The organism is Streptomyces sp. NBC_01451 (assembly GCF_036227485.1).
Taxonomy (GTDB): domain Bacteria; phylum Actinomycetota; class Actinomycetes; order Streptomycetales; family Streptomycetaceae; genus Streptomyces.
In genome coordinates this window covers 9,737,996-9,762,280 of the sequence record NZ_CP109479.1, presented here as the reverse complement: position 1 = coordinate 9,762,280, position 24,285 = coordinate 9,737,996, and the positions used below count along the sequence as shown (strand labels likewise).

Annotated in this window: 19 protein-coding genes; 6 read left to right on the top strand and 13 right to left on the bottom strand. The window is 71.1% G+C overall.

Going from position 1 to position 24,285, the window contains the following annotated elements; translation table 11 throughout:
- Positions 1 to 197 precede the first annotated feature (197 nt).
- Positions 198 to 1,826: an MFS transporter gene (locus OG595_RS43010; protein ID WP_443073304.1), complete on the bottom strand. Its 1,629-nt coding sequence runs from the start codon at positions 1,824 to 1,826 to the stop codon at positions 198 to 200.
- A 185-nt stretch (positions 1,827 to 2,011) separates the two neighbouring features.
- On the bottom strand, positions 2,012 to 2,233 hold the full coding sequence (locus OG595_RS43005) for a hypothetical protein (RefSeq protein ID WP_329281990.1): 222 nt from the start codon (positions 2,231 to 2,233) through the stop codon (positions 2,012 to 2,014).
- A 124-nt stretch (positions 2,234 to 2,357) separates the two neighbouring features.
- Here OG595_RS43005 and OG595_RS43000 point away from each other — a divergent pair, with 124 nt between their 5' ends.
- Positions 2,358 to 3,353 (top strand): Lrp/AsnC family transcriptional regulator, encoded by a 996-nt coding sequence (locus OG595_RS43000; RefSeq protein ID WP_329281988.1) that lies wholly within the window; start codon positions 2,358 to 2,360, stop codon positions 3,351 to 3,353.
- 257 nt (positions 3,354 to 3,610) lie between these two features.
- Here OG595_RS43000 and OG595_RS42995 read toward each other — a convergent pair whose 3' ends face one another.
- Both OG595_RS42995 and OG595_RS42990 read right to left on the bottom strand, forming a co-directional pair.
- On the bottom strand, positions 3,611 to 4,567 hold the full coding sequence (locus OG595_RS42995; protein ID WP_329281986.1) for an alpha/beta hydrolase: 957 nt from the start codon (positions 4,565 to 4,567) through the stop codon (positions 3,611 to 3,613).
- Complete coding sequence (locus tag OG595_RS42990) at positions 4,564 to 6,885, bottom strand: glycoside hydrolase family 78 protein (RefSeq protein ID WP_329281985.1); 2,322 nt, start codon at positions 6,883 to 6,885, stop codon at positions 4,564 to 4,566. Before OG595_RS42990 ends, OG595_RS42995 begins: the two co-directional genes overlap by 4 nt.
- A 294-nt stretch (positions 6,886 to 7,179) precedes the next feature.
- On the opposite strand from OG595_RS42990, the gene OG595_RS42985 reads away from it, so the two are divergent.
- The gene (locus tag OG595_RS42985; protein ID WP_329281983.1) at positions 7,180 to 7,824 is read left to right on the top strand and encodes a TetR/AcrR family transcriptional regulator; all 645 of its coding nucleotides are present in this window, start codon (positions 7,180 to 7,182) and stop codon (positions 7,822 to 7,824) included.
- 619 nt (positions 7,825 to 8,443) lie between these two features.
- On the opposite strand, the gene OG595_RS42980 is transcribed toward OG595_RS42985, so the two are convergent.
- The 8 genes from OG595_RS42980 to OG595_RS42945 all read right to left on the bottom strand — a co-directional run bounded on the left by OG595_RS42980 (position 8,444) and on the right by OG595_RS42945 (position 17,564).
- Complete coding sequence (locus OG595_RS42980) at positions 8,444 to 9,370, bottom strand: LacI family DNA-binding transcriptional regulator (RefSeq protein ID WP_329281981.1); 927 nt, start codon at positions 9,368 to 9,370, stop codon at positions 8,444 to 8,446.
- A gap of 98 nt (positions 9,371 to 9,468) precedes the next feature.
- Positions 9,469 to 10,542, bottom strand: coding sequence for a chorismate-binding protein (locus tag OG595_RS42975; protein WP_329281979.1), 1,074 nt, complete (start codon positions 10,540 to 10,542; stop codon positions 9,469 to 9,471).
- A 102-nt stretch (positions 10,543 to 10,644) separates the two neighbouring features.
- Positions 10,645 to 11,508, bottom strand: coding sequence for a bifunctional 5,10-methylenetetrahydrofolate dehydrogenase/5,10-methenyltetrahydrofolate cyclohydrolase (locus OG595_RS42970; RefSeq protein ID WP_329281978.1), 864 nt, complete (start codon positions 11,506 to 11,508; stop codon positions 10,645 to 10,647).
- A gap of 211 nt (positions 11,509 to 11,719) precedes the next feature.
- Positions 11,720 to 12,625, bottom strand: coding sequence for a formyltetrahydrofolate deformylase (gene purU / locus OG595_RS42965; protein ID WP_329281977.1), 906 nt, complete (start codon positions 12,623 to 12,625; stop codon positions 11,720 to 11,722).
- Positions 12,622 to 13,494, bottom strand: coding sequence for a methylenetetrahydrofolate reductase (locus OG595_RS42960; protein ID WP_329281975.1), 873 nt, complete (start codon positions 13,492 to 13,494; stop codon positions 12,622 to 12,624). Before OG595_RS42960 ends, purU begins: the two co-directional genes overlap by 4 nt.
- 167 nt (positions 13,495 to 13,661) lie before the next feature.
- Complete coding sequence (locus OG595_RS42955) at positions 13,662 to 15,005, bottom strand: aminomethyl transferase family protein (protein ID WP_329281973.1); 1,344 nt, start codon at positions 15,003 to 15,005, stop codon at positions 13,662 to 13,664.
- Positions 15,006 to 15,234: 229 nt separating this feature from the next.
- Positions 15,235 to 16,122: a dihydropteroate synthase gene (folP, locus tag OG595_RS42950; RefSeq protein WP_329281972.1), complete on the bottom strand. Its 888-nt coding sequence runs from the start codon at positions 16,120 to 16,122 to the stop codon at positions 15,235 to 15,237.
- A 77-nt stretch (positions 16,123 to 16,199) separates the two neighbouring features.
- Positions 16,200 to 17,564 carry an NAD-binding protein gene (locus OG595_RS42945; RefSeq protein ID WP_329281971.1) on the bottom strand — a complete coding sequence of 455 codons (1,365 nt, stop codon included), beginning with the start codon at positions 17,562 to 17,564 and terminating at the stop codon, positions 16,200 to 16,202.
- 562 nt (positions 17,565 to 18,126) lie between these two features.
- On the opposite strand from OG595_RS42945, the gene OG595_RS42940 reads away from it, so the two are divergent.
- From OG595_RS42940 to OG595_RS42930, 3 genes are read left to right on the top strand one after another with little or no spacing between them, the layout of a single operon-like run.
- Positions 18,127 to 19,281: a sugar ABC transporter substrate-binding protein gene (locus tag OG595_RS42940; RefSeq protein WP_329281970.1), complete on the top strand. Its 1,155-nt coding sequence runs from the start codon at positions 18,127 to 18,129 to the stop codon at positions 19,279 to 19,281.
- 16 nt (positions 19,282 to 19,297) lie between these two features.
- Positions 19,298 to 20,881, top strand: coding sequence for a sugar ABC transporter ATP-binding protein (locus tag OG595_RS42935; protein ID WP_329281969.1), 1,584 nt, complete (start codon positions 19,298 to 19,300; stop codon positions 20,879 to 20,881).
- Positions 20,881 to 21,909, top strand: coding sequence for an ABC transporter permease (locus tag OG595_RS42930; protein WP_329281968.1), 1,029 nt, complete (start codon positions 20,881 to 20,883; stop codon positions 21,907 to 21,909). Before OG595_RS42935 ends, OG595_RS42930 begins: the two co-directional genes overlap by 1 nt.
- 157 nt (positions 21,910 to 22,066) lie before the next feature.
- Here OG595_RS42930 and OG595_RS42925 read toward each other — a convergent pair whose 3' ends face one another.
- Complete coding sequence (locus OG595_RS42925; protein ID WP_329281967.1) at positions 22,067 to 22,561, bottom strand: MarR family winged helix-turn-helix transcriptional regulator; 495 nt, start codon at positions 22,559 to 22,561, stop codon at positions 22,067 to 22,069.
- Positions 22,562 to 22,700: 139 nt separating this feature from the next.
- Between OG595_RS42925 and OG595_RS42920 the strand changes: the two genes are divergently transcribed.
- A complete protein-coding gene (locus tag OG595_RS42920; RefSeq protein WP_329281966.1) occupies positions 22,701 to 24,044 on the top strand; it encodes an aminomethyl transferase family protein in 1,344 nt (447 codons plus the stop codon).
- Positions 24,045 to 24,285 lie beyond the last annotated feature (241 nt).

Below are 24,285 nucleotides of genomic sequence, written 5' to 3'. Positions count from 1 at the left end.
GACTGACAGGGCGTGCAGGTACCCGGTGTTCGGCTGTCCCGGCCGCCCCGCGCACCGAAGCCGAGGCCCCCGGCCGCGTCTCCGCCGCACGGGGTGTCCTCGGGTTCGATGTCAGTGATCCACTTCCGGCGCGGGGGCGGATCGTCGTCCTGGGCCGGGGCTGACCGGCGTGGACGACGACCCGTCCCGTCGTACGGTCAGCCGAGCGGGGAGCCGGCGCCGGCCTTCTCCGCGGAGGGTTCCGGGCTGCGGTCGTGCCGCCGGGCCGTGTCCACGGCCTCCGCCGCACCCACGCGGGTCTGCCTGGGACGCCGCAGGAGGGTGACCGCGCACACGGCCGCTATCAGCACCAGTACCGCCGCCACGACGAAGCAGAGCCGGAGGCCGTCCAGGAGGGAGTCACCCAGGGCGCCGTAGACCTGACCGGCCGTCGATCCCAGGTTCATCCCGGCGACCGCGCCCAGACCACCCGTCTTCGCGGTGGCCACCACAGTATGGGCCTGGGTGCCGGTCACCCCGGCGTCGGCGAGGTGCCCGGGCAGGGAGTGGACGGCTCGGGTGGAGAGCAGGGCGCCGAGGACGGCCGGGCCGAGTGCGCCGCCGACCTGGCGGAAGGCGTTGTTGGCGGCCGAGGCCATGCCCGCCAGGTGATGCGGTACGGCGGCGACCGCCGTGGCCGTCATCGGGGTGGTGACAAGGCCGAGGCCCAGGCCGAGCACGATCAGCCGCCAGGCGATCGATCCGTAGGAGGTGTCGGCGTCGATGTTCGTCAGGGCCAGGAGGGAACCGGCGACCAGCAACAGCCCGGCGGTGATCATGACGCGGGCGGAGACGCGGTGCATCATTCGTCCGGCCGGTGCCCCGGACACGATCGCGGCGGCCGGGACGAGCAACAGGCGGGCGCCGGCCTCCAGGGTGCCGAGTTGCTGCACCATGCCGAAGTACAGGCTGAGGACGAAGAAGAAGCCGATCAGTCCGAGGAAGGTGATCAGGGCGATGAGGGCGGTGGCGGTGAAGGCCGCGCTGCGGAAGACCGCCAGATCCAGCATGGGGCTGGTGCTGCGCTTCTCCGCCACGACGAACGCGACCAGCGCGGCCACACCCAGGGTGAGGGCGGCGATCACCTTCGGTGTGGTGAAGGACTCGGCGCCGCCCTCGATCACGCCGTAGACCAGGGCGGTGACGGCGACGGCCGCGGTGATCTGGCCGGGCCAGTCGAGCTTGCGTCCGTGCGGGGCACGGGAGTCGGTCAGCAGCGGGGCGGCGACGGCCATCGCGACCAGCGGGAGCGGGATGGACAGCAGGTAGATCCAGCGCCACGAGTAGTGGTCGAGGATGACGCCTGCGACGACCGGGCCGACTGCGAGGGCGGCGAGCAGGGCCATGGCCCACATGCCGATGAACTTGCCGCGCTCACGGAAGTCGGGCACCGCGTGGCTGATCAGCGCCAGTGTCGTGGGCAGCAGTGCGGCCGAGCCCAGACCGGCCAGTGCCTGCCCCGCCCACAGCGTCTGGACGTTGTGGGCGCACAGGGCGACCGTCGCACCGGCCGCGCAGAAGAACAGGCCTGCCTGGAACACCTTCTTGCGGCCGTGGACGTCGCCGAAGAGACCGGCGGTGAGGATGAAGGCGGCCATGGGCAGGACGAACGCGTCCTGGACCCAGGACAGTTGCGCGGTCGAGGTGTGCAGTGCCCGCTGGATGGCGGGCAGGCTGACGGCGACCGTGGTGATCGGCAGGTAGGCGACGAACACGCCGAGGCAGGCCATGACGATGGTGGCCGCCCGCCTGTCCGTCTGCCCGCTCGCCGCTGTGGTGACGTTCACGGAAACTCTCCGTTTTCTGCCGTACGGCTGATTGCGCCGCAATCGGTTGAGGTATGGGGCTCGGGGCCCCGTCTGCGGAACGCGGCCGAGTGCGTCCCGCAGGTGTCGGTGGGTGGACAGTCCGTCGTGGCCTGCGCGGCCGGTGTCCGCCCGGTCCGGTTGGCGTCCGGGGTGTTCCTCGCCGGTCAGTGGGCGGTGACGGTGCCCTGGCCGGCGGCTGGACCGCAGACTCCGGGGAACACCGCCGAGGTCCCCGGGGCCACGTCACCGATCACCCGCTGGAGGCGGGAGAGACCGGTGCGGGAGGCCGCCGCCAGGTGGGACGGCGGCACGCCCGCCGTCGTGAGGTGCATCAGCAGGACGAACGTGCCGATGCAGGCCGCCGTCGGCGCCAGCCACGTGCTCATGGGAGTCACGCCCTTTCTTTAAGGACATGACCAGCATCCGTCTCGCAGCCCACAAAAATGAACTTCACAGCCCGAAACGAACAGAAACACCTACCCCACGACTGCCTCATGACAGAATCCACTCATGATTGACGAGGTGGACAGAAAAATCCTCCACACTCTCCAGTGCGCTCCCCGTCTTCCGTTCCGGCGCATCGGAGAGGTGACGGGCGTGTCGGAGCAGACGGCCGCCCGCCGCTACCACGCCCTGCGCCGCAGCGGGGTGATGCGAGTGGTGGGCCTGGTCAACCCGGCGGTGCACGGGAATGCCCATTGGGTGGCCCGCATCCGCTCCCGCCCCGACCGGGTCGGCCCCCTGGCGGACTCCCTGGCCAAGCGGCCGGACATCGCCTACGCCAACCTCGCATCCGGCGGCTCGGAGATCATCTGCACGGTCCGCTCCCCCGTCGAGGCACCCCGCGACGACATCCTCCTGCGCCAACTGCCCCGCTCCGCCTCCGTCCTCGACGTCAGCATCGACCTCATGCTGCACGCCTTCGGCGATACCGGCACCAGCGAATGGACCGGCTACGGCACCGGCCTCACCCCCGACCAGGTACGGCAGCTCACCGCCGACCGGGCCCCTGCCCCCGCCGCACCACCACGGCCGCCCACCGACGAGGACGCCCCGCTGCTCGACGCCCTCGCCGAGGACGGCCGCACCACCCAGACCCGCCTCGCCGAACTCACCGGCTGGTCGAACGCCCGCGTCGCCCGCCGCCTGGAGGCACTGGAAACTTCGGGCACCCTCTTCTACGACGTAGAACTGCTCCCAGAGCGCCTGGGACACACCCTCAACGCCACCCTCTGGCTGCGCGTCGCCCCCGCCCGGCTCCAGCAGGCCGGGGAGCAACTCGCCCGGCACGCCGAGGTCGCCTTCGCCGGAGCCATCAGCGGTCACCACAACCTGATGGCCAGTGTCATCTGCCGCGACGCCGAGGACTTCTACCGCTACCTCACGACTCGCGTCGCCGCCATCGACGGTATCGACGCCTACGAGGTCAGCATCCGGGTCCGCCGCCTCAAACAGGCCGCCTCGCTGATCTTCCAGGGCCGTCTCGTCCACCCGACGCCCGCATAGACAGAAGGAGCCCGGACGGAAGGAGAAGGAGAGGCCGACACCCGGCGGACCTGGTTGGTACGGAACCGAGGCACGCTCGCCTCGACAGGACGCCGACGTCGCGCCGACGTGTGTGCGCGTGACGGATCGGCGCGGACCGCGTGCCGCAGAGCCTGACAGCGGCCACGACGGCCCACTCGTCCTCGCGGCGCCCGAGCGAGGAATTGTCCGTCCGCGTCATTCGCCGGACCGCACCACATGTTCACCGGCGGTGCTGCTCAGCGCGGGTGGTGCAGGCCCCGGCGGAGGGCCGCGATCACGTCCGTGTTCATCCGGACGGCCACGGCGGCCCGGCTGCCCTGGTTGGCGCCGTGGAACGTACCCGGGTACAAACGCAGTTCGGTGAGTACGGCGGCCTGCGCGAGCCGCTGGGCGTAGGCGATGGCCTCGTCGCGCAGCGGGTCGAACTGGGCGGCGCCGACGAACGCGGGCGGCAGTCCGGACAGGTTCCCGGCGCGCGCGGGCGCCGCGTAGGAAGGCACGTCGTCCCCTCCCCGTACGCCTTCTCCGAGAAAGTGGTCCCAGCTGAGTTCGGCGTCGGGCCGGCTCCAGCCCGGGGTGTCGGTGTAGGCGCGCATCGACTCGGTGAGCAGGCGATCGTCGAGCACGGGGGTGAGCAGGCACTGGAAACAGAGGTCAGGGCCGCCCCGGTCCCGGGTGAGGAGGGTCAGCGCGGCGGCCAGGGCGCCGCCCGCGCTCTCTCCGAAGACCCCGATCCGGTTCGCGTCGATGCCCAGACCCGCCGCGTTCTTGGCGACCCACTCCAGGGCGGCGAGGCAGTCGTCGAGCGCGGCGGGGTAGGGGTGTTCGGGCGCGAGACGGTAGTCCACCAGCACGACGGCCGCTCCGGTCTCCGCTGCCATACGGCGGGCGTCGGCGTCCGAGGTGGCGATGGAGCCGAGGACGAATCCGCCGCCGTGGAGGTACAGCAGTCCCGGGACCTCGTCCTGGCCCGCGGGACGGTGGACACGCACCGCGACGGGCGGCGCGTCCGGAGGTCCGGGTACCAGCTCGTCCTGGACGGTCAGCGGCACGGGGGGCTCGTACGGCGGCTGGAAGGCCAGTCCCCGGATCATGCCGGCGCGTGCGGCCTCGTGGTCGGCGAAGTCGAACAGCGCGACGAACTCCAGTCGGGGCGCGAGTTCGGGGTCGATGGGGTAGGACGGGTCGGTCATCGGAGGTCCTCTGCGGTGGTGGGCCAGGGGGTGCGGAAGGAGTGCCGGCCAGGACCTGTCTCGGCCGGCGCGCTGCCGGGCAGTTCCACGGTGGCTGTGGCGCCGTCCGGTACGAGGACGTCCAGCCGCAGTTCACCGTTCTCGATCCGCCACGAGGACTCCGCGCGGCCGTACGGCGTCTCGTGTGCCGCGTCGGCCCAGGTGATGCCGCCCCCGGGGAGCGGGCGGACCCGGATCCGGCGGTAGCCGGGCTCGGCGGGCGCCAGTCCCGCGACGGTGCGGTGAAGCCAGTCGGCGACCGCCCCGTAGGAGTAGTGGTTGAGGGAGTTCAGGGGTGAGGGGTTGAGGCTGCCGTCGGGCAGTACGGCGTCCCAGCGTTCCCAGATCGTGGTGGCGCCGCTGTACACCTGGTACAGCCAGGAGGGGCACTCGCGTTGGGTCAGTAGCCGGTAGGCGGTGTCGGCGTGGCCGGTGTCGGTGAGCGCGTCGCAGATCAGCGGGGTCCCGAGGAAGCCGGTGCCGATGCGGTGTCCGCGTCCGGCGACGAGGGCGGCCAACTGCTCACCGGCTCGCTCGCGTTCGACGTCGTCGTCGATCAGCCGGAAGCACAGCGCCAGCGCGTACGCGGTCTGGGTCTCCTCGTGGAGGAGGCCGCCGCCGCGATGGAAGCGGTCCCGGAACGCCTCGCGCACCGAGTCGGCCAGCGCGTGATAGCGGGCGGCGTCCTCCTTCTCCTCCAGCGCCTCCGCGGTACGGGCCAGCAGCCGGGCCGAGTGCGCGAAGTAGGCGGTGGCGACCAGCGGTCCGGAGGTGCTCGACTTCGGTGGCATCGACGGTGGCGCGGTCGGGTCGAGCCAGTCGCCGAACTGGAAGCCCTCGCCCCACACATGACCCGGTCCGGCGACCGCGTCCACGGTGTCGACCCAGCCGCGCATGGACGGGTACTGGGCACGCAGGATCTCGGCGTCGCCGTACCGCTCGTACAGGGTCCATGGGACGACGACGGTCGCGTCGCCCCAGCCGGCCATGGGCCGGTTGCGGCTGGGCGCCGGGGAGCTCTGGAAGCGCAGCGGAACGGCGGGGCTCATCACGGGCGGTACACCGCCCTCGTCCGCGGCCTGTTCGGCGGCCAGGTCCCGCAGCCAGGAGGCGAGGAAGTCCCGGACGTCGTACAGGAAGGCGGCGGTGGGGGCGAAGACCTGGGCGTCGCCGGTCCAGCCCAGCCGCTCGTCGCGCTGCGGGCAGTCGGTGGGCACGTCGAGGAAGTTGCCGCGCATGCTCCACACGACGTTCTCGTGCAGCCGTTCCAGGGCAGGGTCGGAGCAGGCGAACCAGCCGGTGCGGCGCAGGTCGCTGTGCAGGACCACGGCGGTGATGTCCCCGGGGCCCAACTCACCAGGCCAGCCTTCGAGTTCGGCGTAGCGGAAGCCGTGGAAGGTGAAGCGGGGCTCCCACTCCTCCGGCTGCGCGTCGCCCCGCAGGACATAGCGGTCGGTGGCCTCGGCGCCTCCCAGTGAGCGGGCGGAGGGCGTCCCGCTCTCCAGGACCTCCGTGTGGCGCAGGGTGACGGTGTGGCCGGCCTTGCCGCGGACCCGGATGCGCAGCCGTCCGACCAGGTTCTGCCCGAAGTCGACCACGGTGCGTCCCTGGCCGTTCCTGCTCACGCCGACCGGTACGACCTCCTCGACCCGGCGGACCGGCGGGCTGTCGGCGGGGAAGAGGGCGGACGCGTCGAAGCCGTCGATGACGCGCACCGGCAGCCAGGCGGAGTCGTCGAATCCCGGCGCGCTCCAACCGGGCTGTTCGAGGCGGGCGTCGTACGTCTCCCCCTCGTACAGCCCGGTCGCGACGACCGGTCCGCTGCCGGAGCGCCAGCCGGGGCCGGTGGTGACGGTCTGGGTGGTCCCGTCGGCGTAGGTGATGTGGAGTTCCGCGAGCAGGCCGGTGTGCGAGCCGTACAGCTTCCGGGTGCCGCCGTTGAAGCCGAGCAGCCCGCGGTACCAGCCGTCGGCCACGTGGGCGCCCCAGGCGTTGGGGCCCGGCCGCAGCAGACCGGTGACGTCGAACGTGTGGTAGCGGTGCCGATGGTGATAGCTGGTCCAGCCGGGGGCCAGCACGACGTCGCCGACGACCGTGCCGTTCAGCTCCGTCTCGTACACGCCCAGGGCCGTGATCAGCATGCGGGCGGCGCGTATTGGCCCGCGCACGGTGAAACCGGTGCGCAGCAGTGTGCCGGGTCCTGGTGCGTCGGAGGTGCCGGCGGCCGGGGAAGCCGACGGGGCGGCGATGACCTGTGCGGTCCACTGGTGCTGGGGCATGTCGTCCTTCTGGCGGAGCGGGGCAGGGCGAGACGGGTGCAGGAGCGGGGCGCGACCGTCCGGTGCGCGCCTCGCAGGTGCTGCCCGTGCGCCGCTGTGGGCGGAACGTGCTGCCCGACGGGCGGAGGAGGGCTCAGTGCGCGGCGACCGCGACCGTCGCCTCCGGCACTTCCTCCGGCTGCGAAGGACGGCGTGACAAACGGAACGGCCCGTCGGTCCGGTGACCGGCCGGGTTCAGAGTAGGTCGTAAAAACCATCGAAGCAATGGTTTTTACGGCTGGGTACGATGCCGCCATGCCGAGGCAGAGAAGAACCGGAAGCTACGCGGTGGGCCGTGCCCGGCAGGACGCCATCCTGGACACCGCCACCGAGCGTTTCGCCGAGACCGGCTATCACCGCACGTCGATGGCCCGGATCGCGGCGGACGTCGGCCTCAGCGAGCCCGGGCTGCGGCATCACTTCCCCACCAAGAAGCACCTGCTCGTCGCGGTCGCCGGCCGCCGCTTCGACCTGCTCGCCACCTGGGCGGGGGAAGCGCCCCGGCCCGATGACGGCACCCGCCCCTTCCGTGTGATGCTGAGCATCACGGAGCGAATGGTCACCCAACCGGGGCTCATCGAGCTGTTCGTCCTGATGTCTGCGGAGGCCGCCGCCCCGGCCAGCCCCGCTCACGACCTGTACGCCACCCACTACGGCCAAGTGGTGCGGGCGGTCGCCGGAGAACTCCGCAGCACCGCCGAACAGGGCTTCCTCAGGGCCGACATCGACTATGAGGCCGTCGCCCGGCGCTATATCGCCATGAGCGACGGACTGCAGCTGCAGTGGGTACTGAGCGGAGGCACGCTCGACCTCGTCGGACTCATGCGCGGCTATCTCGAACAGCTCGCCCTGACCCTGCAGACCTCGCCGGTCCCTCTCGACCTGACTCCTGTTGTCTGAAGCCGCCCTGGCGGGCTCGACTCTCCGGGGTGGCGGAGTGGCCGAGCGGAGATCCGAGGTCGCCGATCCGGCCCATGGCGCGTACCGGTGATCGGGTACGGACGCGGCCTGCGCGACCACGGCGACGAGTGCACTGCCTGGGTGACCTCGCCGGGTCAGCGGCGCCCGTGACGGGAAGTCCGGTCGGTGCATGGGCCGTTGGCACGGGCCGCGCTCTCCCGGAACTCTCCCGAACCCTCTTGAGGAGCGCCGCGCTCAAGGGGCGGGCCGACCGTCCCACCGGGTTCGGCGAGCGTGGTCACCACCGTCGAGGGCGTGCGCGGAGCCGACGACGTGGTCACCCGCGCGAGGCGGATCGCGGTCCCGGCGATGTCCGCCGGCTCGCCTGTCCGGCCCGACGGGACGACAGCGGCGCGGCCACACCGACAGGATCACCCTCGCCCAGGGGCTGAACGAGGAGAGCATCGACACCGTCCTCGTGAAGTACCCGCGGGCGCCGATGCGAAGGCACCGTGTGAACGCGACACACCGCGCACACCGCGCGCCCCTGGCCGGCCTTCGCCTTCGCCTTCGCGTCCCAAGGCCCGGCGCCCGCGTTCCGCAGCCGCGCCCGTGGCGATCACGCCGACTCGCGGGCCACGATCGTGCCCGGCGGGGGCGTCAGTTCGCCCGGGTCGATGCCGAGGGCGTTGCGGGCCGCGATCCGTCCGAGGATTTCGGCGTCGATGTGGACCGTGGTGAGCGCGGGGGTCGACAGGGAGCCGTACTCCGTCTCGTCGAAGCCGATCACCGCCATGTCCTCGGGCACCCGCAGCCCGAGGTCGCTCAGGGCCGTCATGGCGCGCAGCGCGATGTCGTCGTCGAAGGCGGCCAGGGCGGTCACGTCCGTGTGGGCGGCGAGGAACGTCCCGACCGCGGCGGCGCCGGCCTGACGGGGCCGCGGCACGACGAAACGCTCCAGGGGCGGAAGTCCCAGCCGCCGGGCGGCCTCCTGGGCGAATCCGAGCCGGGCCTCGGTCAGCGGGTACTCGCGGTCGGTCATGCCCATCGCGAGCCGGGTGTGCCCGCGTTCGGCGAGGTATCCGATCTGCAGCGCGGCGTTGGCGGCGAACCCGCTCTCCCAGTCCTCCTCGGTCGGCTCCTGTCCCCGCAGGTAGGCCTCGCCGAGCCGCAGCACCGCCCTCGGGGCGATGGTGTCCAGCACCTGCTGCGTGGCCTCCGGGATCGAGTGGCCGTGCCGGACCAGGAGGATGTGGCCGTGCTCGGCCAGTTCCTCGTCCAGGCCCCGGACGTAGCTCCGGGAGAAGTTGCCCTCCATGCCCCAGTCGACGTTGAGCACCACGATGCGCGACGAGCCCTCGCGCAGCGCGCGGGCGATGCCGTGCGCGACGTAACCCAGGTCCCGGGCGGCCTCCATGACGCGCTCGCGGGTGGCCGCCGAGATCGTCTGCCGTGGGTCGTCGTTCAGCACGAAACTCACCGTGGCCCTCGACACGCCGGACGCCTTCGCCACGTCGGTCAACGTCACTCGGCCGGAACGGCCCATGGCGGCACACTCCTCTCCGTCGGACCGGGCGCACCCGCCCGCATGTGGTGTCGCCGAACCAGTGGCGAACCATCTCTAGAACGATTAAGCGTCGGAGCTCAGCCTACGTGGCTAGATCGTTTCAGTTCTTCATTCCGTGAGCCAGACCTGATTTCTTCGGTACTCGACGCTATGGAAAGCAGCCTTCGCGCCTTCAGCTCGGTTTCCCGCCACTCCCGCTCGGGCTCCGAACCCCAGGTGATTCCCGCCCCCGTGCCGAATCTGAGGAGCCCCGCCGACCTGTCGATCCAGAAGGTGCGGATACCGACGGCCAGTTCCCCGCGGCCTCGGTCGGCGTCGACCCAGCCGATCCCGCCGCAGTAGGGGCCGCGCGCCGACGTCTCCAGTGCGGCGATGATCCGCAGGGCGCTCTCCTTGGGAGCCCCCGTGACCGATCCGGGCGGGAACGTCGCCGCCAGCAGCTCGGGCCAGCCCGCACCGTCGCGCAGTCGCCCGTGCACGGTGGACACGAGGTGGACGAGCCCTGGATGCCTCTCCACGGCGCACAGCTCGGGGACGGCCACGGAACCGGGAACACAGACGCGGCCGAGGTCGTTGCGGACCAGGTCGACGATCATCACGTTCTCCGCGTAGTCCTTCTCCAACAGGTCCGCCTCGGTCCGGCCGGTTCCCTTGATGGGGCCCGACGCGATGCTCCTGCCGGCGCGCCGCACGAAGAGTTCCGGGGAGGCGGTGGCCACCTCGATGCCGTGCCCGGGGATGCGAATGACACCGGCGTACGGTGCCGGGTTGTGCCGCGCCAGCAGTCCGGCCAGCGCCGCGACATCGGCGTCCCCCGCGACCGGCGCGGACAGGACCCGGCAGAGGTTCGCCTGGTAGACCTCACCCGCGGCGATGTGCTCGCGGATACGCGTCACCCCGTTCGTGTAAGCGACACGGTCGAGCGAGGTGGACCACGTCCCGGCACCCGGCCCGCGCCACGGCGCAGCCGGCAGGACGTGGCCCTCGGCCTGTCGTACGTCGCTGAACCTGGCGCACGTCAGGTGACCCTCGAAATCGGCCACGACAGTCCAGAAGCCCTCGGAGTCCAGCGCCGAGGGATCGCTGGTGACGTCCATGAGGCCCGTCGCGAGATGCCCGCCGAGAAGCGCCATGGGCGCGAGCCGCTCCATTCCCCACCTCCTGTGGTGTGCCGTGATGTGGCCTGCCGTGGCGCGCATCGAGCCGTCAGGGCTCCGTCAGAACTCGTCAGGGCTTCCCCGCCTTCGGAGTGCTCAGGCCACGACGGCCTCGCGTTCGGCGCCCCATTGAGCCGCGCGCAGGGTGTTGACCATGAGCATGGCTATGGTCATGGGACCCACACCGCCGGGGACCGGAGTGATGCGACCGGCGATGCCGTCGAGCTCGGCGGACCGGACGTCGCCGCTCAGGCCGGCGGGGGTGCGGTGGATGCCCACGTCGATGACGACCGCGCCGGGTCCGACGTGTTCGGGGCCGATGAGGCCGCGGACGCCGGTGGCGACCACGACGATGTCGGCGGGCCGGGTGACGGCCGCGAGGTCGGTGGTGAACTCGTGAGCGACGGTCACGGTCGCTCCGCGCCGCAGCAGCAGGTGGGTCAGGGGCTTGCCGACGAGTTCGCCCCAGCCGACCACGGCGACGCGGGCGCCCTTGATGGGAACGTCCTCGGCGTCGAGGAGTTCGATGACGCCGCTGGGTGTGCAGGGGCGCAGGCCGCGCTCGCCCCGGGCCAGCAGGCCCGCGCTGGCGGTGGTGAGGCCGTCGACGTCCTTGGTGACGGGTATGCGGTCGATCAGCGTGGCCGCGTCGAGCTGCCGGGGCAGCGGGAGCTGGAGCAGGATGCCGGAGACCCGCGGGTCGGCGGCCAGTTCGTCGATCACCCGGGCCACGTCGTCCTGGGTGGCGTGCTGGGGCAGGAAACGGTGGAAATCGCGCATGCCGGCTTCCTTGATGGCGCGCCGTTTGGCGGCGACGTACACGGCGCTGGCCGGATCGTCGCCGACCAGGATGGTGGCCAGGCCGGGAACCCTCCCCGAACCCGCGGCGGTGGCGACCTCCTCGGCGACCTGTGTGCGGATCCGCTGGGCGATGGTGGTGCCGTTGATGGTGGTGGTCATGGTGGCGAACCGCTTTCTTGCGATGAGGAACGATTCGCCCGGGTGAAAGGGGTGTGCCGGGCGCGGTCACCGTGACCGCGCGTGTACGGCGCCGTGGCCGGGCCGGCCGTCGCGGCGGCCGGCCAGCCGCATGGGGTGTGGCGCACGACAGGACTGTCCATTCCCTGCACCGGGCGGTTTCCCTGTCCGTGGGATCTCCCGCGTCCCTCGGTCAGGCGAAGACGATGGTGTGGTTGCCGTCGCGGATGACGCGGTCCTCGGCGTGCCACAGCACGGCGCGGGAGAGCACCGCTCGTTCCACGTCGGCGCCGCGACGGGTGAGGTCGGTGGCGGTGTGGGCGTGGGTGACGCGGACGACGTCCTGCTCGATGATCGGCCCCTCGTCGAGGTCCTGGGTGACGTAGTGGGCGGTGGCGCCCACGAGTTTCACTCCCCGCTGCTTGGCCTTGGCGTAGGGGCCGGCGCCGATGAAGGCGGGCAGGAAGGAATGGTGGATGTTGATGATCGGGACGCCGACGTTGTCGATGAAGTCGCTGGAGAGGATCTGCATGTAGCGGGCGAGGACGACGAAGTCGACGTTGCCCCGGAGCAGCCGCAGGTGCTCGGCCTCGGCGGCGGACTTGTCGGCGCCCTGGCAGGGGACGTGGAAGAAGGGGATGCCGAAACCGCGTACTTCGTCGGCCACATCGGGGTGGTTGGAGACCACCATGGCGACGGTGACGGGGAGTTGGCCCTGCCGGTGGCGCCAGAGCAGGTCGAGCAGGCAGTGGTCGGACTTCGAGGCGAAGATCGCGACCCGCTTGGGCACCGACAGGTCGCGCAGTGTGTAGCTCAGCCCGAACGTGTTCACGAGGTGCTGGTCGAGGTCCGCCCGCAGTGCGGGCAGCGCGACCCGGAGGTTGTCCAGGCCGAAGACGGTGCGCTGGAAGAAGGCGCCGCCCTGCGGGTCGTCGGAGTACTGGTCGAGGGAGACGATGTTGGCGCCGTGACCGCCGAGGACGGTTGTCACCGCGGCGACGATGCCCGTGGCGTCGGCGCCCTGCACGATGAGCGAGGCCTGCTGGACGGGCGGCTTGCCCGTTGCGGTGCGGGCCGGGGCGTCTTGCGTGAGGGTCATGCCAGGCTTTCCTTCCGGAAGCGGGCGGCCCAGTCCGAGGTGGCCTTGAGCCCGCCGAACGTATAGAAGTGGATCTTCAGTTCGCCGTGGCGGCCCGGATCGTGGGCCTCGGCGAGGTCGTGCAGGAATCGGTCAGGGCCCGCGGTGCCCATGAGGTTGGTCAGGGAGAAGCCGTACTTCCTGACGACCGACGCGCTGGTGCCGACGCCGAACCGCGCCGCGTACCCCATGAGCCGGCGCACTCCGGCGGGACCGGGCACACCGATCCTGACCGGGAGCCCGATACCGCGGTTCCGGACCTCTTCCACCCAGGCGAGCACCGGGTCGACGTCGAACCCGAACTGCGTGATGATGCCGCCCTCCAGGGGCTGCTCGGCGAGTGCCACGTGCTTGTCGCACAGCGCGGACCAGAGCGTGGCGCCGTCGATCGCGGGGTGCCCTTCGGGATATCCGCTGACGCCGACGTGGCGCACTCCGTACTGCTCCAGCAGCCCGGTCTCGATCAGCGACAGGGAGTCGGCGTAGGGGCCCTCCGGGTGTGCCGGGTCGCCCCCGACGACGAACACGTTTTCGGAGGTGCCGTCGGCGTGCAGCCCGGCCAGGAAGCGCTCGAAGTCGTCGCGCGACCCGAGGCGGCGGGCGGATATGTGCGGTACGGGCACGAACCCGAGCCGCTTGACCGCCCGGGCGGCGTCCAGGCGCATCTGCAGGTCCTCGTTGCCGAGGAAGGCGACGTTGATCCGGGTGCCCTGGGGAATGGAGTCGCTGGCTTCCTCCAGTTTGGGGATGTCCTTCCCCGTCATCTCCAGGGAGAAGTCCTCAAGCAGTGACGTGCTGACCGTTGTTCGTGTCGTGGTGGCGGGAGTCATCGTCTTTCGTCTCGCTTTCTCGTCCGGGGGGCGTCCGCTGGGCACCCGGGGCACCGCCGAGGCGGAGGATCGGGCCCTGCGCCGCCCCCGCGCGCCGTCACGAGGGCTCGGTGGCAGGGGGCTCGGTGGCGCGGGGGCCGACGTGCTGCGCGTGCGGCCGGCTGTCGTCAGCGGTCGCGGCGGTAGAGGGTGCGCGCGTGCTGGTTGAACGGGGAGGGCTGCACGGTGGCACGGATGCGGGGGAATCCGAGGTCGGCCTCGGGGTCGGTGCCGGCACCGGGGTGCTCGCCCCAGACCACGGTCACCTCGGTGCCCGGTGCCGCGTGCTCGGAGTCGATCAGGGTCTGCGCGAGGACCGTGCCCACCGGGTCGATCGACGCGGTCTGCATCGTCGTACCGACGAGACCCGCGGCGGTCTCCACCCGGTGGCGGGCGTAGGTGAGCACGAATCCGGGGTCCTCGCCGTCGCCGAGGACACGGCGTACGTCGTCGGGGTCGAGAACGAGGGTGACCTTGGTGCGGCGCACCTCGTCCCTGGCCTTCTCCAGGGCGTCCCGCCCGATGAAGTCGTGGTTGAAGGAGATCATCTTCCCGTAGCCCAGCTCGTACGGGGAGACGTAGTAGTCCTCGATGTCCTCGCTGAAGTGGCTGCCGTTCAGCGGACGTTTGCCCTCGATGCCGAACAGGGGCAACTGCCTGCGGTAGTCCAGCAGTTCGGGGTCGGTGTAGATGCCGGGCACCGGAGAGGGGATCCAGCCGCTCTCCACGCTCGGCGTGGTGTACGCCAGGGCGCCCACCTGGACCAGGCCGAGCGGCTCGCCGGTCTTCAGGAACTTCTCGTGGACGTACGCGGCGTGCTCCCAGAGGCCGCTGAACTCGAAACCGGCCTGGCCTGCCATGCCGTGGCGCAGGGCGCGAAGGGGACGTCCGTCGAGGGTGACCGCGGTGGAGTGGAAGAACTTCGTCTCCGGCAGCGGTCCGCCGAAGGCGCGCTCGACCAGTTCCGCGGCCAGCGGGCCCTGGATCTGGTAGCGGAACAGTTTCGGGTCGCCGCCGCCCTGGCGGAAGGCGGAGGACGGGTCGGTGACGAATCCGACGTCGTAGCCGCCCTTCTCCGCGTGGTACTGCACCCAGTGCTGCGCGGCCGGGATGCCGGTGAGCAGGTACTTGTTCTCGCCCTCGCGGGCGAGGATCCCGTCGGTGACGATGTGGCCGCTCCGGGTGACCGGCACGTACTGCTTGGCCTGGCCGATGGCGAACTTCTCGAAGTTGTTGGCACCGTGGTCGGCCAGCGCCCGCGTGGCGTCCGGGCCCTCGATCCACATGTCGTACATGTGGTGCGAGAGGTTGAGCAGGGCCACGCCGTCGTGCCACGCGGTCTGCTCCTGGCGCCAGCCGGAGTACTCGCGCTCGACCACCTCGGGGGTCCACGGCTCGGCGCCCGGCTTCCACAGCAGATTGATCGCCGATCCGGCCTTGTCGATGCCGTCCTGGAGGGAGGGGATTGTCATCTGCGGGTCCTTCTCGTCGTTCGCCGGAATGTGTTCCAGCGTGAACTAGATCGATCTAGTGCTATATCGATCCAGCACGTTAGCGCAGCAACCTCGTTCAGGTGACTACGGCGTTACGAATGCATTGCGTGCGCCACTTGCATCCTGCGGACACTCACCGGCGCTCACGGAGACGCGCGGGAGCCCATGGGCCTCCCTGGGCATCCACGGGCTCCCAGGGCCGGGCCCGTCACGATCGGGGCGCCGCGTACGCGGCGGCCATGCGCACCGCGTCGAGGCTCGCGCGGACGTCGTGCACGCGGACGCAGAACGCTCCCGCCGCGGCGGCGAGCGCGGAGACGGCGGCCGTCGCCTGGTCCCGCCCTCCGGGCGGCACGTCGCCGGCCCCTCCGTTCGCGAGGGCCGCGCCGATGAAGCGTTTTCTCGACGCGCCGACGAGCAGGGGGAACCCCAGTTGCCGCAGAGTCCCCAGGCCGGCCAGGAGCGTCCAGTCGTGCTCGGTCCGTTTGGAGAAGCCGAGTCCGGGGTCGAGGACGAGGCGGGCCGGGTCGATCCCCTGGGCCGTCAACTGCCTCACCCGCGCGTCGAGTTCGGCCGCGACCTCGGCGACGACGTCACGGTACTCGGCGTGGCGGTCCATCTCCCGGCTGGGCGCACGCCAGTGCGTGGCGACGTACGGGACGCCGGCCGCGGCGATCGCCGGCGCCATGTCCGGGTCGGCCAGACCGCCGCTGACGTCGTTGACCAGACACGCTCCCGCTTCGACGGCGGCCCGGGCCACGGGGGCGTGCATCGTGTCGATGCTCACGCGCACCCCGGCGCGGGCGAGTTCACTCACCACCGGGACGGTCCGGGCCAGTTCCTCGGCCACGGCCACGGGCCGAGCTCCCGGCCGGGTCGACTCGCCGCCCACGTCGACGATGTCCGCGCCCTGGGCGGCAAGCTCCAGCCCTCGGTCGATCGCCTGCCGGGTCCGCGCGTACAGGCCGCCGTCGGAGAAGGAGTCGGGTGTCACGTTGAGGATGCCCATCACCAGACACCGGTCCGGCCGGGGCAGTCCCTCCGGCCGTGGACATGTCCCCGGCCGCCGGGCGGCCGGGCTTTCCGTGGTTGACATCGGCGGCAACCTCCTTGGTCCCGCTCCTGCGGGGACGAGATGCTGAATCGGTTGTGTAGGACGACGCAAGAGTTTCGCTAAATCGTTCTAGTACGCTGCGCGGGCAGATGCCGACATCGGGTCCGGGCCGACAGCGCACCGCGGCTGAACCCGCCGTCGGGGCTCTGGCGGTAGACGCCTTCCGGGTGCGGCACGACGCCCGCCACGGGTTCTCCCAGGAGGCGGGCGACCACGTAGGCGGTCGCCATGCCGGTGACGTCCCTGATGGTTCCCATGGGCAGCAGGGAGCGGGTCTCGGCGATGGCTTCGTGTTCGCCGGCCCGAATGAGAACCCTGGTGTGGGGCGCGACCCCGTGCGCGGCGATGGCCACGGCGATGTTGTCGAGGTCGTCGGAGCCGACCGCGGCGAGGGCGCGGGCGTGCCGCAGGCGCAGCCGCTCCAGCAGGTGGCGGTCACCGCCGTCTCCGGTCATGACGGGTACCCCGAGGCTGCGGGCCAGCCGCGCGGCGGAGGCCTGCGGATCCCGTTCGACGCCGACGACGGCGACTCCCAGGTTCCTCAGCTCGACGCACAGGCGCATGCCCACCTGCCCCATCCCGACCACGATGACGTGCCCCGAGCGCGGCAGGGTCCGTGGTCCGACGAGGCCGACCAGCTTGGGGCCGAGCATGCGCTCCACCACCCCGGCGGTGAACAGCGCGGTGAAGGCGACGGTGGACAGCATCGCCAGGGCCGCCGCCACCTGGTATCCGTGAGCCGTCGCCGGGGCCGCCGCGGGACCGACGCCCGAGACCACCCGGGCCGCCTCGAAGAACGCCTCTGCCGCGGGGCGGCCGTGGCAGACCAGCCAGGTCCAGTCGGCCGCGAGGACGGCGAGGACCGCGAGCAGGCCCACCATCAGGACCCGGGTGCCCGCGTCGTGGGGGCGCAGCTGGCGCAGGGCCCAGCCCGCGCGGGTGCGCCACCGCTTCTGGCTCTGGGGACGCCAGTCCTCGGTGCACAGGGTGTCCTGGTCCTGGCGGACCGCTCGGATCCGGTCACCGTGCCGTTGCACGGCGACCAGTGCGGGATCCAGACACGGGCCGGCGAGCGCGGGCGCGACAAGGTCGGCGGGAGAGGTGACGTCGCACTGCGGGAGCAGCCGGCCGAGTTCCTCGGCCACCGTGTGGTCGAAGACGGTGACGATCAAGGGGGTCGTGGGCGAGAGGTGGGCGACAGCGAGGGCATAGCGGAGCGCGGCCACGTCGTCGTGCAGGAGGACGGCCACCGCGTCCGGCCCCGCGCTCGTCGCGTCGCGGAGTTCCTCGTCGCCGGGCCGTACGAGGTGCCGGGTCGGGTGGTGGTCCGCGTGCAGCGTGGCGCACACACGGCCGGCCAGGTGTGTCTCGCCGATCACGACGTACTGGTGGGTGTTTCGGGGGCGTGCCGAGTGCGTGGTCACAGTGCTGGACGTCCTGCTGTGGGAGGGCGTGGGACGGGGTCCCCCGCGCCGGAGTCAGTCACAGGCCGCATCGGTGTGCCGACCGTACCGGGCTGCTGTTGAAGGGCGGGGTCGTTCGATGGCTCCTGCGGTGGGAGCGATCGTAGGGGCCGTCACACCCCCACCGGGCGAAAGCTGATGTTGCGCCCCGAACGGGCACGGGCCGGGCGTCCGCGCCAGGACTGCGGTGACCGCGCATACGGGTGGCCGGCCGGCCGAGGCAGTGCGGGAAGCGCAATCTTTGGTTGTCTTCCACGCCCTTCCGCGTGCCTGCCCATGTCCCGAGACTTCCCGCAATCGATCGCTCATCGGCCCGCCGACCGGGCCTGCGCGGCACGGCGGGAGTGAGCGATGCACACCGTGACCCATGGCCACCGGACAGCACGCACGCGGGCCCGACGCGGCCCGGACTCCCCTTCCCCCTCGGACTCGTCCCCACCACGGCAAACGCCCTGAGCGGCACCCGGCGGTGGCACGTGCCCGCCCGGGACAGCGCGAACTCTCGACCATGGAGGTATAAGCAATGGCGCTTACCAGAAGAGGGTGGCCGGCCCTGGCCACGGCCCTGCTCCTCGTGTCGGCGGTGCTGGCAGGATGCGGCTCCGGCGGCGGCACCGCCTCGTCGGGCAGCACCGTCTCCGCCTCGGGCCTCAGCACGGCCGAGAAGAAGGTGGCGGCTCTCCAGGCCGGGGTCACTGACTACCCCGTCCCCACCAGCGACGTACGGGGCGTCGCCGGGTTCAAGGGCCGCAAGGTCTACTACATCCCGTTCCTCCAGCAGATCCCCGCCTTCGCGGACGCGGCACGGTCGATGCGCGAGGCGCTCGCCAGGGCCGGGCTCTCCCAGCAGGTGTGTGACGGCAAGGCCCAGCCCAGCGCGATCGCCGCCTGTGTCCAGCAGGCCATCGCGGCGGACACGGCCGGAATCATCCTGGAAGCCATCCCCTACGGCATGGCCCAGAACGCCCTCGACACGGCCAAGGCCAAGGGCATCCCGATCATCGTCGCGGACCAGGACCGCCCGTCCGGTTTCACCGACAGCAACCAGGTGGCCTACATACCGGGGGCGACCACTCAGGCGAGCGCCATCGCCTGGTGGGTCATCGCCGACTCCAAGGGCAAGGCCGATCTGATCATCACGGAGTCGGCCGACAACCCGTCGGCGACGAAGTACGTGACCGACTCGCTGCCCATCTACAAGAAGTACTGCCCCGGCTGCACTGTCGAGGTCAAGGTGATCACCGCCTCGACGCCGGCACTGCTGGCCTCGAACGCGAGTTCCAACATCCTGGCCAACCCGAAGGCCACCTACTACTTCACCCAGTTCGAGGACAGCCTCCAGCCCACCATCCAGGGCATCCAGCAGTCGGGGCGCGCTTCCGGCATCTCCCTGTCCGTGACAGCGGGTTCGGTGAACGGCCTGGGCCTGCTCAAGGGCGACTCGGCGGTCAAGGCGGTCGTGGCCGTGGACATGGCCTATGCCGGATATGCGATGACCGACCAGATCCTGCGCATGATGACGCGGTCCGGGCCCGTCGAGGAGACGTTCCCGATGCGGCTGTTCACCGAGCAGAACATCGCCGGCATCAAGGTGACGGCCGCCGCCCAGACCTCCGGTGAGTGGTTCGGTGACGCGTCGTTCCACGAGGACTTCGCCAGGCTCTGGGGTGTCTCGTGACGAAGGGGTACACACCATGAACACTGTTTCGCGGGCCCACCCACCGGACGCGGAACGGCCCCAGCGCCTCGAAGTGGCCGGGCTGTCCAAGACGTTCGGCTCGACACGGGCGCTCAGCGACGTCCGGCTGCGGGTCGCCCACGGAGAACTGCACGGGCTCGTGGGCCAGAACGGATGCGGGAAGTCCACCCTCGTCAAGATCCTCACGGGTGTGCACTCTCCCGATCCGGGCGCGTCCGTGACTGTGGACGGGCTGCGTCTGGACCTGCCGATCCGCCCCCTGCGGCAACGGGCCGCGGGAGTCTCGGTCGTCCATCAGAATCTCGGCCTGGTCGACGACCTGACGGTCTGGGAGAACGTGCGGCTGGGCCACTACCGCGCGGGCCGTCTCTCCCGGCGGATCGACCGCCGGGAGGAACAACGAGCTGCCCAGCAGGTCCTCGCCGGGCTGGGCCGCCCGCTCGATGCCGGCCGGAAGGCCGGTTCGCTCTCGGCCCAGGATCGCGCCGTGGTCGCCATCGCCCGGGCGGTGCAGGACCATCCGCCCGGCAGCGGACTGATCATCTTCGACGAGTCGACGCGGGCCCTGGGCGGATCGGCGCGGACCCGTTTCTTCGAGATGGTCCGGTCCCTCGTCGCGGAGGGCACCTCGGTGCTCCTGATCTCCCACCAGTTGGAGGAGATCGTCGAGGTGACCGACCGGGTCCCCGTCCTGCGTGACGGCGCGGTGATCGAGGGGGGCCTGCCCACCCGCGAGGTGGACGAGGCCTCGCTCACGCGCATGATGCTCGGACGCCACCTCGTCAGCCACGGCCCGCGGGCGAGCCACGCCCAGGGCCGGCCCGCGGTCTCCGTGCGGGGCCTCGCGGTCGGTGCGGTGAACGGCCTCGACCTCGCCGTCCGGCGCGGCGAGATCGTCGGACTGACGGGTCTGGTCGGATCGGGGTTCGTGGAGGTGGCCGAGGCACTGGCGGGCGCACGCACAGCCCGCGCCGGCACCCTGTCCGTACGCGGGCACGACCTGGCCCTGGACCGTGGGCGGGGCAGCTCCGGGCAGTTCGTGCGCGCGGGGGTGGCGTTCGTGCCCGAACGCCGTCTGGAGGCGGGGCTGGCCGGTGAGCTCTCGGTGGCCGAGAACCTGACCCTGCCCCGGGTGGGCCGCCGAGGCGGCCGGCTGCGGATCGGTGCGGCGTGGCAGGCCGAGGAGGTCACCGCGATGATCGCGAAACTCGACATCCGGCCGCCCGACCCGCACGCGCCGGTCCACACACTCAGTGGCGGCAACCAGCAGAAGGTCCTGCTGGCCAAGTGGCTGGCCGACGCGCCCGGTCTGCTCGTGCTGCACGAACCGACGCAGGCGGTGGACGTCGGCGCCCGCCACGACATCATCGAGGCGGTCCGGGCCGCCGCGCGCGACGGCTGCGCGGTCGTCATCGCCTCGATCGACCCGACCGACCTCGCGGTGCTGTGCGACAGGGTGCTGGTCTTCCGGGACGGCCAGGTCACCAGGGAACTCACCGGCGATCTGGAACAGGACACCGTCGTGCGCGCCGTCTTCGACGACGACGCAGTGCCTCAGGGAAGGGAACAGGCCGACTGATGGACGTCGCCCGCCGGAAAGATCTCGTTTCTCCCCCAGCCGCGCCGCAGGCGGCGCACGACGCCAAGCCCGTACCGGTCTCCGCCCGGGCCCGGCACGTCGCGTCGCGTTACGCGGTGATCGGTGTCTGGGCAGTCATGATCGCGGTGTACACGGTCGCGGAGCCGGGGCTGTTCCTGACCGAGGGGACCTTCCAGACCATCTTCGGCTCCCAGCAGGCCCTGGTGTTTCTGACCATGGCGCTGCTGTGCACCATCTGTGTCGGGGAGTTCGTGGACCTGTCCGTTCCGGCGGTCTTCGGGTTCTCCGCCACCGTCCTGCCCGTTCTGGTCGTCGACCACGGGTGGGGAGTGTGGCCGGCGGCGGCCGTCGCCCTCCTGGGCGCGATCGCCATCGGCGTGGTCAACGGGCTGCTCGTCGTCGTGGTCGGGGTCAACACCATCGTGGCGACGCTGGGAATGGGCACCTTGCTGGGAGGCATCAGCCTCTGGATGTCCCACCTCAACACGGTCAGCGGCCTGCCGACCGGGTTCGGCAGGTTCGCGCTGTACCCCGTGGCCGGCCTGCCGGTCTCGTTCTTCTACGGTGTGGTGCTGGTGGCCGGGTTCGCCTACGTCCTCGCCTTCACCCCGCTGGGCCGCCACATCCGCTTCGTCGGAGCCAACCGGGAGGTCAGCCGGCTCTCGGGCATCCACGTGAACCGGATCCGCCTCGGTTCCTTCATCGCCTCCGGCGCCATGTGCGGCGTCGGTGCGGTCATCGCCGTCGCGGCCCTGGGCGGCTACAACCCGACCACGTCCGACACCCTGCTCCTTCCGACGTTCGCGTCCGTCTTCCTCGGCACCGCGGTACTCCAGCCGGGGCGCTTCAACCCGGTCGGCACGTTCGTCGGCATCTACTTCCTGGCGACCGGGATCCTCGGCCTCCAACTGCTGGGCCTGGAGGCCTGGGTCTCGTCCGTCTTCTACGGGGGTGTCCTCATAGCAGCGGTCACCATCGCGACCGTGCTGCGCCGCCGAACCACGTGATCGACGCGCGCTGCGGGCCGACCGGCACCGTCGTCGTCGACGACGACGGGCCGGGCAGCGGTTCTGCGGGTCCTGTGCGCCCGTGTGCCGCCCGGGCCCGTTTCGCCGCACGCGACGGCCACGCAGGTCTTCGGCGTTGCCTGCGACGGCGCGTTCGTCAGGGTGTGGTGCCGGCCAGGGGCCACATCGCGGCGCCGGCCGGGTCCTCACCGTCCAGCGCGACGGTCAGCTCCCGTAGCCGTCCGAGAACCTCGTCCTTGTCGTCGCCCAGCATCGCGGTCAGGACGCCGTCGATCCGGGCCATGCGCGCACGACCGTCCCCGACACCGGCGAGACCGGTCTCGGTGAGCTCGTGGAGGATGACGCGCTTGTGGACGGGGTGCGGCAGCCGCCGGACCCACCCGATGCGCTCCAGCTGGGCGAGGGCCGTGGTCACGCTCTGCGGCGTGATGTGGAAGCGGCGCGCGAGGTCCGACGCGGAGAGCAGGCCGAGTTCGTCGAGGTGGACGGCGAGTCCGAGCTGCGTCACCGTGACCCCGAGCCCGTCGAGTGCGGTGTCGACGCGGCGGTGCACCGCCTGCTGGGCCCGCCAGAGCACATGGGGCAGCCCGTGCTCCCACGCGAATCCCGCTTCGCCCGTTGCCAACGACATGGTCGCCCTCCGTTCCGAGTGAAGCCATTATCGGTGCGGAATATTGTTTCAGACATCTTAAAACTTTTCAGATGACTGATATAGCCTGACGGTCACGCGGCCAACGAGGCCGTGGGAGTCGCAGTGCGGAAGGAATGCCATGCCAAGTCTCGAAGAAGAGATCAACAAGGCGGGAGGGCCGCTCGCCCTCCTCCGACAGGGGCGCTCCGGGGCGTACCCGTTCCCCATCAAGGCGGAGTTCAGCAACTGGCGCGACGAGCAGGAGGCGTGGCGCGGCACCGCGGCGCTGATGGACCTGTCGCACCACATGACGGACCTCGTCGTAGAGGGTCCCGACACCTACCGGCTGCTCGAACACCTCGGGGCGAACAGCTTCCAGGGCTTCGGCCCCGGCAGCGCCAAGCAGCTCATCACGGTCCGGCCCGACGGCTACATGATCGGCGACTGCATCCTGTTCTGCGTCGGCGACCGCCACGTCCGCGTCGTCGGCCGGCCGCCGGCCCTCAACTGGGTCCAGTTCAACGCGGCCACCGGCGGCTGGGACGTCGCCGTCCGCCGCGACGAGCGCACCGTGAACAACCCCAAGGGCCGGGAGCTGTTCCGGCTCCAGTTGCAGGGTCCGCACGCCGAGGCGATCTTCGAGAAGGTCAACGGCGGACCGATGCCGGACATCCCGTTCTTCACCATGGGACGCTTCAACGTCGGCCCGCACCGGGTCACCGCCCTCAACCACCGGATGTCCGGCTTCCCGGGCTACGAGTTCACCGGACCGTACGCGGACATCGAGGCGGTGAGCGGCATCATCCTGGAGGCCGGTGCGGAGTACGGCGTGCGCCAGGTCGGCGCCCGCGCGTACGCCTCGGTCGCCACCGAGTCCGGCTGGATCGCCAACACCCTGCCGGCGACCTACTCCGGCGAGGACATGAAGGCGTTCCGCGAGTGGCATTCCGCGCGCTCGTTCGAGGGCAACCTCGCGCTCGGCGGCAGCCTGGTCTCCGACCGGATCGAGGACTACTACACCACCCCGTGGGATCTCGGATACGGCCACATCCTCAAGTTCGACCACGACTTCGTGGGGCGCGAGGGACTTGAGGCGATCAAGGACCGGCCGCACCGCCGCAAGGCCTGGGTGCTCTGGGACCGTGACGACGTCGCGAAGATCGTCGCGAGCATGTACGAGAAGGAGGACCGGCGCTTCAAGTACATCGAGATGCCCGCCGCGTTCTACACGGCCTGCCAGTTCGACCGGGTGGAGAAGGACGGCGAACTCGTCGGAGCGGCGATGCTCACCTCGTACTCCGCGAACGTGCGCGGCTGGATCTCGCTCGGCACCATCGATCCGGCCGCCGCGGCCGGCGACCGGGTGGAGATCGTGTGGGGCGAACCGAACGGCGGCTCGCCGAACCCGGCTGTCGAACGCCACTCCCAGACCCGGGTGCGCGGAACGGTCATGGCGCGCCCGTTCCCGGCGAAGAAGCACTGACCCAGCCGTGACCGGCGGTCCGCCCTGCGCGGAGGACGGCGCCTGCCGGAAGAGGTACGGGCGGGAGACCGGCGCGGACGACCGGACCCGTGGTGCGGCGGACCGCACCACGGGTTGCGCGACGGCTCCCCCGACAACGCGACCCAAGGCCCGCCCCACTCGAAAATCAGCGCACTCCCGCCTCTCGCAGGAAGCCGAGGCCTCTGCTAGCCTCAACTAGATCGTTTTAGCTAGACCCTGT